General features: G+C 63.5%; 11 protein-coding genes. 5 read left to right on the top strand and 6 right to left on the bottom strand.

The window, feature by feature from the left end; all coding sequences use genetic code 11:
- The first annotated feature begins 371 nt into the window (after window positions 1-371).
- Both CHB99_RS02280 and CHB99_RS02275 read left to right on the top strand, forming a co-directional pair.
- Entirely contained in the window at window positions 372-1,448 is a 1,077-nt protein-coding gene (locus CHB99_RS02280; RefSeq protein ID WP_042122863.1) for a diguanylate cyclase, read from the top strand.
- Window positions 1,449-1,504: 56 nt separating this feature from the next.
- Window positions 1,505-4,087, top strand: coding sequence for a bifunctional diguanylate cyclase/phosphodiesterase (locus tag CHB99_RS02275; RefSeq protein WP_042122862.1), 2,583 nt, complete (start codon window positions 1,505-1,507; stop codon window positions 4,085-4,087).
- Here CHB99_RS02275 and CHB99_RS02270 read toward each other — a convergent pair.
- Entirely contained in the window at window positions 4,084-4,407 is a 324-nt protein-coding gene (locus tag CHB99_RS02270) for a DUF2025 family protein (RefSeq protein ID WP_042122861.1), read from the bottom strand. The two genes, CHB99_RS02275 and CHB99_RS02270, sit on opposite strands and share 4 nt — an antisense overlap.
- 199 nt (window positions 4,408-4,606) lie before the next feature.
- Between CHB99_RS02270 and CHB99_RS02265 the strand changes: the two genes are divergently transcribed.
- On the top strand, window positions 4,607-5,821 hold the full coding sequence (locus tag CHB99_RS02265; protein WP_042122860.1) for a GAF domain-containing sensor histidine kinase: 1,215 nt from the start codon (window positions 4,607-4,609) through the stop codon (window positions 5,819-5,821).
- Here CHB99_RS02265 and CHB99_RS02260 read toward each other — a convergent pair.
- A complete protein-coding gene (locus CHB99_RS02260; RefSeq protein WP_042122858.1) occupies window positions 5,760-6,677 on the bottom strand; it encodes a LysR family transcriptional regulator in 918 nt (305 codons plus the stop codon). The two genes, CHB99_RS02265 and CHB99_RS02260, sit on opposite strands and share 62 nt — an antisense overlap.
- A 120-nt stretch (window positions 6,678-6,797) precedes the next feature.
- Here CHB99_RS02260 and CHB99_RS02255 point away from each other — a divergent pair, with 120 nt between their 5' ends.
- On the top strand, window positions 6,798-7,556 hold the full coding sequence (locus CHB99_RS02255; RefSeq protein WP_042122857.1) for an SDR family NAD(P)-dependent oxidoreductase: 759 nt from the start codon (window positions 6,798-6,800) through the stop codon (window positions 7,554-7,556).
- Here the strand turns inward: CHB99_RS02255 and CHB99_RS02250 are convergent.
- Window positions 7,520-8,341 (bottom strand): LysR family transcriptional regulator, encoded by an 822-nt coding sequence (locus tag CHB99_RS02250; protein WP_042122856.1) that lies wholly within the window; start codon window positions 8,339-8,341, stop codon window positions 7,520-7,522. The genes CHB99_RS02255 and CHB99_RS02250 overlap by 37 nt on opposite strands.
- Window positions 8,342-8,441: 100 nt before the next feature.
- Between CHB99_RS02250 and CHB99_RS02245 the strand changes: the two genes are divergently transcribed.
- A complete protein-coding gene (locus tag CHB99_RS02245) occupies window positions 8,442-9,170 on the top strand; it encodes an SDR family oxidoreductase (protein WP_042122865.1) in 729 nt (242 codons plus the stop codon).
- Between the two features lie 104 nt (window positions 9,171-9,274).
- Here the strand turns inward: CHB99_RS02245 and ccoM are convergent, their stop codons facing one another.
- The 3 genes from ccoM to CHB99_RS02235 form a co-directional block, all read right to left on the bottom strand.
- The gene (ccoM, locus tag CHB99_RS30305; protein WP_042122864.1) at window positions 9,275-9,391 is read right to left on the bottom strand and encodes a cytochrome c oxidase subunit CcoM; all 117 of its coding nucleotides are present in this window, start codon (window positions 9,389-9,391) and stop codon (window positions 9,275-9,277) included.
- Between the two features lie 134 nt (window positions 9,392-9,525).
- On the bottom strand, window positions 9,526-9,696 hold the full coding sequence (locus tag CHB99_RS29730; protein WP_089266401.1) for a hypothetical protein: 171 nt from the start codon (window positions 9,694-9,696) through the stop codon (window positions 9,526-9,528).
- Between the two features lie 44 nt (window positions 9,697-9,740).
- Window positions 9,741-10,085 (bottom strand): hypothetical protein, encoded by a 345-nt coding sequence (locus CHB99_RS02235; RefSeq protein WP_042122853.1) that lies wholly within the window; start codon window positions 10,083-10,085, stop codon window positions 9,741-9,743.

The following is a 10,085-nucleotide window of genomic DNA, read 5'->3' as shown; positions in this document are numbered from 1 at the left end:
CTTCAACCGAGGCGCGCATTCTACGCTTTCCTCTAAGTCTGTCAAGCGTTTATTTTGAAGTTTTTCAGAATTTCTCGTTCAACTTCAAACACTTGCTTCAGCTACATCGGCGATTGCTCGCTGTCTGTGGGGGCGCATTCTACCGATTCAGAAAACCCCGTCAAGGGAATATTTCGAAAATTTTCAAAAATTTCACGTACTTGGCTTCACGCCCCTTCCAGCACGAAATCGCTCTTCTATATAGAAGCCGACAAGCGAGTGCCCGATCACCGTTCAAATGGCTCACAAGGCCATTCTTGAGCCAGTGCGATTATTCAACAATGTCCGACGCTTTATGCGATAAACGGCGCCCCCTGGAAAATACGACCACCATGACGGACAACAAACGAGGCAAGGGACTTTCATTTGTCAGAAGGATCCATGCACCGCGCACCATCGGCATGGGCATCGGCTTGCTCGGCGTTTACACCGGTATGGCGCCCCTCGACCCACCCACCTGGGTCTGGATCGCCATGTTCTTCAACGGGCTGGCCTGGCCCCATGTCGCCTATCTGCTCGGACTCCGATCACCGACGCCCTACCAGACCGAGCAGCGCAGCCTGTTGATCGACTCCATGACCGGCGGCTTCTGGGCCGCCGCGATGCAGTTCAATCCGCTGCCGAGCGTCACCATCCTGTCGATGATGACCATGAACAACGTTGCCGCCGGCGGACAGCGCCTGTTCCTGCGCGGCTTGTTCGCCCAGGTTGCCGGCATCCTGCTGGGCCTGGCGATATTCGGCCCGGGTCTGCAACTGGTCAGCACGACCCAGCAGGTCTATGCCTGCCTGCCGATGCTGACGCTTTACCCGCTGGCCCTGGGTTGGGTGTGCTATCGCCTGGCGATCCAGCTCGCCGAGCACAAACGCCGCCTCAGCGCCCTGAGCCGTACCGACAGCCTCACCGGCCTGCTCAACCACGGCTCATGGAAAGATCTGCTGCAACTCAAGTTCCAGACCTGCCAGCAGCAACGTCGCAGTGCAGTGATCGCCATCATCGACATCGATCACTTCAAGGGCATCAATGACAGCTACGGACATGTGGTCGGCGACGCCGTGCTGCGTCATTTGAGCAAGGAACTGAAAGGCAACCTGCGCGAGGACGATCTGGCCGGGCGCTACGGAGGAGACGAGTTCTGCGTGATCCTCCCCGAAACCACCCTGGAACAGGCCATGCGCATCATGGAGCGCCTGCGTCAGCGGGTCGCCAGCTACCGAGACGAATCCCAGCCGGCGCTGCGAATCAGCCTGAGCATCGGGCTCGCCCTCTGCCGCACCGACTTCGATGATCCGGTCGCCTGGCTCAATGAAGCCGATCGTGCCCTGTATACCGCCAAGAACAATGGCCGCGATCAGGTCAATTTCGCCAGCGCGGACAGCAGCGCCGCGAGAGTCGCCTATCCTGAGTGAAGTTCGCCCGCGCGACGCCTGTGCCGCGGGTGTTTTTCCGACAGGATCGGCACACCATGGACAGGAACGCCAGTACCCCTTCCAGCAGTTCGCGTCCAAGGCTGCACGCACGCAAACTGATTGCCGCCATTGCGCTGCTGTTCACCCTCGCTTGCGCCGTCGCGCTGGGCGCGCTGTTCCAGATCGCCTATCAGTTGAATCAGGGCGAAAGCAGCAAGAGTACCTTCTACGCCGACAAGGCCCTGCAGCAGCGACTCGACGCTTCCCGGCAGTTTCTTTCCAGCTATGCCGTGTGGGATGCCGCCTATCAGCACCTCGATGGGGAAGCCGACCGGCACTGGGCGTATATAGAGAAGAACATCGGCGAATCGCTGTACCGCGCCAGCGGCTATGAAGGGGTCTTCGTCGTCGATGACCAGCGCACCAAGTACGCTCTTTTCAAGGGGCAACCGAGCGAAGCAGCGGTCAGCGCCTATCTCGACGCCCCGCTGGCGGCGATCATCGCGCAAGCCCGCGCCCTGGCCGCGGAGCGTGGGCAACTGAGCCGCTACGTACTGTTCAACGGCTGGCCCGCCATCCTCACCGCGGCAGCGATCCGCCCGGACAACAAGGTGCTCGATGTCGATCCGCAAACCACGTCGGTGTTGCTGTTCGTCGACCAGTTGACCCAGTCCAAACTGGACAACCTGGCCGACGACGCCGGCCTCAGCGGCATGCACATCGTCAGGCAGGACCAGCAATTCGCGGATACGCCATCGCTGTCCCTCGATCCGCTCGGTTACAGCCTGCAGTGGACTACGGCGCGCCCGGGTGATCATCTGCTCTGGGCCATGTTGCCGCCCTTGCTCGGCGCCATGCTGGTGCTGGCATTGCTGATGGTGTGGTTCTTCCGCTATGCGCTGCGCACCTCGCGGCAGATCGACGACAACCTGAACCATCTGCAGGCCAGCAATCAGGCGCTGGAAGCCAGCGAACAGCGTTTTCGCGCGGTCGCCGAAGCGGCGTCCGACTGGATCTGGGAAACCGACCGACAACAACGCCTGACCTATCTCTCGCAACGCTTCGTGGACGTCACCGGCTACCAAACCAGCGACTGGCTCGGCCAGCCGCTGAACCTGCTGCTCAGCGGCGATACCACCCCGTTGGGCGCCTGGCTCGACGACCTCGACGACCCCACCGGCCAACAGACGTCCCACCTGCGCTGCGCCTACCGCGACCAGCACAATGTGCTGCGTTTCTGCCGACTCTCGGCGCGGCCGATTCGATTAAACGGCAAACCCGCGGGATTTCGCGGCACCGCCAGCGATATCACCGACGAAGTCGCCGCCCATGCGCGCATCCAGCACCTGTCCATGCACGACGCCCTGACCGGCCTGGCCAACCGCAACAAACTTTCGCGCTTCCTCGAACAGGCCCTGCTCAAAGGCCAGGAGGCGACGCCACTGACCTTGATCCTGCTCGATCTGGACAGTTTCAAACCGATCAACGACTCCCTCGGCCACACCGCCGGCGACGCCGTGCTGCTGGAGGTGGCCGCACGCCTGCGGGAAAGCACCCGCGATGGTGACCTGGTGGCGCGCCTGGGCGGCGACGAGTTCGTCCTGGTCATCGCCAATATGGACAATCGCAACGAAATCGATCGCTTCTGCGCACGCCTGATCGAAAGCCTGCACCAGCCCATCCACTATGAAGAGCATGGCTTGCACATCGGCGCCAGCCTGGGCATCTCGCAGACCCGCGTGCAGGGCTTCGATGCCGGCGAGCTGATTCGCTGTGCCGATGTCGCCCTGTATCAGGCCAAGGCCGAGGGCAAGAACACCTGGCGCTATTTCTCGGTGGAGATGAACCAGCAGATCCAGTACCGCCGACAACTGGAGAACGATCTGCGCCGGGCGGTGAAGAATCACGAATTCGTTCTGCATTTCCAGCCGCGCTACCGCCTGCAGACCCTGGAAATCGTCTCGGTCGAAGCGCTGGTGCGCTGGCAGCACCCGGTCGAAGGTCTGCTCGGCCCGGACACGTTCATTCCCCTGGCCGAACAGACCGACCTGATCGTCCCCCTGGGGCTCTGGGTGCTGCGCCGCGCCTGCGAGATCGCCCGGGACTGGCCAGCGCCGCTGCTGGTCTCGGTCAACCTGTCACCCGCGCAGTTCTCGCGCAGCGATGTGGTCGCCGATGTCCGCCAGATCCTCGTCGAGACCGGCTTCGCCGCGCAACGCCTGGAACTGGAGATCACCGAGAACGTCATGCTCAACGACATCGAAGGTGCGCTGGGTACCATGAATGCCCTGAAAGAGCTCGGCGTGCGCCTGAACATGGACGATTTCGGTACCGGCTACTCCTCGCTGGGCTACCTGCGCACCTACCCGTTCGACAGCATCAAGATCGACAAGCGCTTCGTCGCCGGACTCAGCAGCGACAACAACGACCGCGCCGTGGTCCAGGCCATCATCAACCTGGGCAAGGCCATGGGCCTGACGGTGACGGCCGAGGGCGTGGAAAACGAGCAGCAACTGCTCGCCCTCGGCATGGAGCAATGCCACGAAGTGCAAGGCTTCTATCTGAGCCGGCCGCTGGAGCAGGAAGCGTTCGAGGCACTGCTGCAACGCCATCCGCTAAGCCACGACCGGGCCGGCTAGGCCAGGCGCCGACGCTGGGCCATGATCTCCGGCAGGTCGCGACGCCGCTGATAGACCCGCAGCGGCTCGCTGACATTGAGGCGGTCATCGACGTTCTGCTCCAGCAACACATCGATCAGTTCGCGACTGAGGGTCATGACCTCGCCCTCGCCGGCCTGCCAGACGAACTCGCTGCTGGGGGTGATGCTGTCGTCGGCCACGTCCATGCCGAACGAGTCCTCGCTGAAACGCACGATGTGTTTGCCGAGCTTGCGGTGGAAACCGACGAAGCCCTTGAGCTGGTCGGCGGCGGCGCAGATGGCCTGGGAAGTGATGTGCATGTCAAACCTCGCTGAAAACACCCGACTGGATGCAGGTCGAAAGGAGTTGGCACGCAAGAGAAGGGGCAGTCCTCTGATGGGAATGCTCGAATGTTCCAAGGGTACTGGAAATTGCCTACCGCTTGTGCCGAATTTTCTTCCAAGCTGTGGATGCTCGCTACACTAGGCATCCACGCTTGTGTCCGGTGTTCGATTCCTGATGAAAAATGCCCCCCTTTCAGACAGCGCTACCATTGGCCGGATCAGCGTGATTCCGGCCATTCTGCAGGTCATCAGCGAAACCACCGGGCTGCGCTTCGCCGCCGTCGCCCGGGTCACCGAAGCGCGCTGGACGGCCCTGGCGGTGCTCGACACACTGGGATTCGGGGTGACCGTGGGCGGCGAGCTGGATGTGTCCACCACTCTGTGCAACGAGATCCGCCTGGCGCGAAAGACCATCGTCATCGACCGCGCCAGCGAAGACCACGAGTACTGCGAACACCCGACACCGCGCCTGTACGGTTTCGAAAGCTATATCGCGGTACCGTTGTTGCGTAGCGACGGCAGTTTCTTCGGCACCATCTGTGCCCTCGACCCATTGCCGCACGCGCTCAGGGGTAGCGCGATCCAACCGATGATGGAGGCCTTCGCGCGCCTGCTGTCGATCCAGATCGAGAGCGAGGAAAGTGCCCAGCGCACTGAAATTGCCCTGGAAAAGGAGCGTGAAATCGCCGGTCTGCGGGAGAAGTTCATTGCCGTGCTCGGTCACGACCTGCGCAACCCGCTGTTCGCCATCACCGCCGGCGCCGAGTTGCTGAGCAAGCGCCTGACCGATGAGCGCTCACGAACCATTGCCGAGCACATCCTCACCTCCGGCCATCGCGCCACCCAACTGGTCCGCGATGTCCTCGACTTCGCCCGTGGTCGCCTGGGCGACGGCATCACCCTGAACATCCAGCCCTGCCCCGACCTCGACCAGGCACTGCGGCACGTCGCCGCCGAACTGCAGCGGGTGCATCCGCTGCGCGTGATCGAACTGGACATCGGCGACCTGTCGGAACTGAATTGCGATCGCGAGCGCATCTGCCAGGTGCTCTCCAACCTGATCGCCAATGCCCTGCAGCATGGCGACGAAAGCGGGCCGATCAGGATTCGCGCAGGCATCCTCGACGATCAGTTCATCCTCAGCGTGCACAACACCGGCGAGCCCATCGCCCCCGCGATCATGACGCAGATGTTCGAGCCGTTCTCCCATCCCGCCTCGGATGCGCCGCAGGTCGGTCTCGGGCTGGGCCTGTATATCGCCAAGCAGATCGCCCTGGCCCATGGCGGACGCATGGAAGTGCGCTCGTCCGCCGAGGCCGGAACCCTGTTCAGTCTGTATCTGCCACTGGATCGAGCTGCGCCGTCAGCAACTGCGCCAGCCAATCCATGAACGAACGCACACGTGGCGGCAGGTAGCGCTGGCGGGCGTAGAGTAGTGAAATCGGCATGCTCGGCGGTACGTGTGCCGGCAGAAAAGCGCGCAAGCGCCCGGACGCCAGGTAGTCGCGCACGCCGACATGCGGCACCTGGATGATCCCCAATCCGGCCAGCGCGGCGCTTTCATAGGCATCGGTGTTGTTCGCGGTGATCGCACCGGCCATTTCCACGAAGTGGGTCGTACCGCCGTGCTGATACTCGAAACCGGCGCTGCGAGTACCGAGGGTTTGCACGTAGTGCACCAGTTGGTGATGGCCCAGGTCCGCCAGCGATGTCGGCGTGCCATAACGCTCGAGGTAGGCGGGACTGGCGCAGTTGACCATCGCCAGACGTCCCAGTGGCCGTGCCACGACCGCCAGGTCGCTGAGCGCACCGATGCGCAGCACACAGTCGAAACCCTCGCGCAGCAGGTCGACCTGGCGATCGGTGCAACTGACCTCGACGCTGAGCCCCGGATGGCGCGCCAGGAACTCCGGCAGACGCGGCAGGATGATGCGCCGGGCCATGCGCGTTGGCAGGTCGACCCGCAAACAGCCGCTGAGATCGGCCGGATCGGCGCGAAACAGGCCTTCGATTTCCTCCAGGCGCGAGAGCAGTTCCTTGCTCCGCTCGTAGAGTTGCAGACCGTCCTGGGTCGCCTGCACCCGCCGCGTCGAGCGATTGAACAGGCGCGCGCCGAGCTGGCTTTCCAGGGTGCGGACCTGTTCGGAGACGGTGGAGCGCGGCAGGCCCAGTTGCTCGGCGGCCAGGGTGAAGCTGGCCAGTTCATTGACCCGGATGAAGGTACGCAACAGTTCCGGCTTGAGCATGGGCGGACACCTTATTGTTCGAGGATGGCGAACAGTATTTCCGAAATTCGTGGATCTATCAGGAAAACAACGACCAATAGACTTCCCTCAACGTCAATGTCACCCAACGAGGTACCGCACATGTCCCGCAAGATCGCACTCATCACCGGCGCCAGCCGTGGCCTGGGCAAGAACGCCGCACTGCATCTGGCCAAACAGGGTTTCGACATTATCGGCACCTACCACAGCAAGGCCGGCGAGGCGCAGACGCTGGTGAGCACCCTGCAACAGTCCGGCGCCCGCGCGGCCATGCTGCAACTGGACGTGGGCGACAGCGCCAGCTTCGCCGCCTTCGCCAGCAGGCTGCGCGACACCCTGGAGAACGACTTTGGCCGGAACAGCCTGGATGTGCTGGTGAACAACGCCGGGATCGGCATCAACGTGCCCTTCGCCGAGACCAGCGAAGCGCAGTTCGACCAGTTGCTGAACATCCAGCTCAAAGGTCCGTTCTTCCTGACCCAGCACCTGCTGCCGCTGCTCGCCGACGGCGGCCGGATCATCAACATCTCCACCGGCCTGACTCGCTTCGCCTTGCCCGGCTATGCCGCCTACGCCGCGATGAAAGGCGCCATGGAAGTGCTGACCCGCTACCAGGCCAAGGAACTGGGGGCCCGCGGCATCCGCGTGAATATCCTCGCGCCTGGGGCGATCGAGACCGATTTCGGTGGCGGCGTGGTGCGTGACAACGAAGGGGTCAACGCCTTCATCGCCGGCAATACAGCACTGGGCCGGGTCGGCCTGCCGGACGACATCGGTGCGGCCATCGCCGTCCTGGCCAGCGAGGGTGCCGGCTGGGTGACCGGTCAGCGTCTGGAGGTCTCCGGCGGCATGTTCCTCTGAGTGCCGGGCTCGCCCAGGACCGCCTGCAACTGCGCCAGTGCCGGCAGTTGCAGGGCCTGGGCGGCATAACACAGGCCGACCCGACGACTCGGCGCGGCGCCCGGGCAAGGGCGCCACTGCACACCGGGATGGTGCTCCACCAGGGATTGCGGCAGCAGCGCCTGGCCCAGCCCCGCCGCGACCAGATACACCGCCTGCTGCAGGGTCGCCGCCTGCCCCACCGCGTCCTGCGCCGCTTCGCCGTAGAAACCGAGCAGGCGCTGGTGAGAAGCGTCCCGCGGACAGATGATCCAGCGTTGTCCGCTGCCGGCCACCGGCAGCGCCAGGACGAACGGCTCCTCCCACAACGGCAGGAACAGTTCGTCCTCGCAGCACAGGGTCTCCACGCCCAGGCGCGCATCGCCGGCGCAACCGTCGAGCAGGGTCAGTTGCAATGGCGGCAGCGCCGCGCTCGCCATGCGAATGAACGACTCCACATGAGCCGCGGCGATATCCGCCTCGATCCCCAACTGCAGCGAAATCTGCCGGCGCCCTTCGCGGAACTGCCTGCCCAGGGCTTCGGCCTCGGCCACCATGCGCTGCGCCTGCGGATACAGGACCCGCGCCGGCTCGCTGACCTCCACGCCACGGGCCTGACGCCGGAACAACTGCACGCCCAGTTCGTCTTCCAACTGGCGGATGGTCACCGACAGCGATGGCTGCGCCACGCACAGGCGCTGGGCGGCGGCGGTGATGTTGCGTTCCTCGAAGACGGCGATGAACGCTTTCAGGTGTCGTATATCCATAGTCTTTTCCGATGCCAGCCAGCGGAATAAGCCGTTTCTCAAGCCTTTCCGCGCTCAATAGAATTCAGTCATTCAATTCGATTATGCCTTGGAGGTCATCATGCTCAAGCCCCTGATCATCATCACCGGTGCCAGTTCCGGCATCGGCGAAGCCTGCGCCCGCCTGTTCGCCGCCGCCGGCCATCCGCTCCTGCTGCTGGCCCGGCGCCTGGAACGGATGCAGGCGCTGAACCTGCCCAACAGCCTGTGCCGCGCCGTGGACATCCGCGATCGCCAGTCCTTCGCCGCCGCCGTGCGCGAAGCCGAGGCCGCCTTCGGCCCGGCCGATGCCTTGATCAACAACGCAGGGGTGATGCTCCTCGGTCATATGCACGAACAGGACCCGGAGCAATGGGAGCGCATGCTCGACATCAACGTGAAGGGCCTGCTCAACGGCATCCACCTGCTGGTGGGCGGGATGATCGAGCGCCGCCACGGCACCCTGATCAACGTCAGTTCGGTGGCCGGACGCAAGACCTTCCCCAACCACGTGGCCTACGTCGGCACCAAGTTCGCCGTGCACGGGATTTCCGAGAACCTGCGCGAGGAGCTGTCGCCGCACAACGTGCGGGTGGTGACCATCGCCCCGGGTGCGGTGGAAACCGAGCTGCTCGGCCACACCACCGACGAGGGCATCAAGCAGGGCTACCAGCAATGGAAGCAGCAGGACATGGGCGGCCAGGTACTGGCGGCCGACGATGTGGCCAGTGCCATCGCCTATGCCTACCAGCAGCCGCAGCACGTGTGCATTCGTGAAATCGTCCTGGCGGCGACGCGCCAGCAACCCTGAGCGGGAAACCGGGGTGCGGTGCCGGACAGGAAAAATCGCAGGCAAAAAAAATGGGCGACCGAAGTCGCCCTAAATGCCTTGCGTGCTCGTTGTATCGGGAAGGATCAGCGGTCTTTGCGCTTCTGCGAGTCCTTCCAGATGAAAAGTCCAAAACCGGCGAAGAAAACAAACATCAATCCGACCGTGACGACGCCAGCGACAACCACATTATCGAAGAACATGTCGGCCTCCATTTGCCTGTGCCTGTCCGATGAGTGAACAGTAGCGAATGTGCCGGGAGGGAAAATTGACCGAAATCAATGGCGCCACGAGCGGGCGCCGAAGGCGGGTGCAGGTTTGACCTGCATCAAGATTTTCAGCGCTTGCCGGGTTTGCCCTTGGGCTTTTTCTTCGGCTTTTTCGCGCTGGCGATCGGCATGGCCTGCTCGAAGGCCTTGCGCACTTCGTTCAGGCGTTTGTCGTTGAGGTCGTGAATGCGACGGGCGCGCTCGGCGCCGAAATCGATCAGGTTGTCGTCTTGGCTCATGGTGGGCTCGGAGGCGGACAGCGAAGGCATCATGATGAAGCCGACTAGACTTCGATGTCCACCAGCAGGCCCTGGCGGTTCTCGCCCCCCATCAGCGGGGCGACCGGCACGGTCTTGTCGGCGTTCAGGTCATCGCCGGGCAGCGGATGGTACGGATCGTCGGGGGACTCGTCGGCGGCCTGCTGGCCATGGCGCTGGCCCTGACGGCGACGCTGCTCCTCGCGCAGCAACAGCGCGGCCTGCTCCGGGTCGCGGTGCTTGAGGTCGATGGCGCCCTCGCTGGAGGAAGGTTGCGTCGGCACCACGGGCTTGATGTCCGGGGTCGGCTTGACCGGGTCCATTTGCTGCGTGATGGGGGCAGCGCTCAGCGGAATCAGCGGTGGCAGCAT

It is taken from the genome of Pseudomonas japonica, assembly GCF_900188455.1.
GTDB lineage: Bacteria > Pseudomonadota > Gammaproteobacteria > Pseudomonadales > Pseudomonadaceae > Aquipseudomonas > Aquipseudomonas japonica.
The sequence above is the reverse complement of the archived record's forward strand: the minus strand, read 5'-3'. Positions and strand labels throughout refer to the sequence as shown.

Bases quoted from the DNA above. Each gene is read 5' to 3' on its own strand.
- CHB99_RS02280 (WP_042122863.1), top strand. From the start codon at position 372: ATGACGGACAACAAACGAGGCAAGGGACTTTCATTTGTCAGAAGGATC.
- CHB99_RS02275 (WP_042122862.1), top strand. From the start codon at position 1,505: ATGGACAGGAACGCCAGTACCCCTTCCAGCAGTTCGCGTCCAAGGCTG.
- CHB99_RS02270 (WP_042122861.1), bottom strand. From the start codon at position 4,407: ATGCACATCACTTCCCAGGCCATCTGCGCCGCCGCCGACCAGCTCAAG.
- CHB99_RS02265 (WP_042122860.1), top strand. From the start codon at position 4,607: ATGAAAAATGCCCCCCTTTCAGACAGCGCTACCATTGGCCGGATCAGC.
- CHB99_RS02260 (WP_042122858.1), bottom strand. From the start codon at position 6,677: ATGCTCAAGCCGGAACTGTTGCGTACCTTCATCCGGGTCAATGAACTG.
- CHB99_RS02255 (WP_042122857.1), top strand. From the start codon at position 6,798: ATGTCCCGCAAGATCGCACTCATCACCGGCGCCAGCCGTGGCCTGGGC.
- CHB99_RS02250 (WP_042122856.1), bottom strand. From the start codon at position 8,341: ATGGATATACGACACCTGAAAGCGTTCATCGCCGTCTTCGAGGAACGC.
- CHB99_RS02245 (WP_042122865.1), top strand. From the start codon at position 8,442: ATGCTCAAGCCCCTGATCATCATCACCGGTGCCAGTTCCGGCATCGGC.
- ccoM (WP_042122864.1), bottom strand. From the start codon at position 9,391: ATGTTCTTCGATAATGTGGTTGTCGCTGGCGTCGTCACGGTCGGATTG.
- CHB99_RS29730 (WP_089266401.1), bottom strand. From the start codon at position 9,696: ATGAGCCAAGACGACAACCTGATCGATTTCGGCGCCGAGCGCGCCCGT.
- CHB99_RS02235 (WP_042122853.1), bottom strand. From the start codon at position 10,085: ATGCTGCCACCGCTGATTCCGCTGAGCGCTGCCCCCATCACGCAGCAA.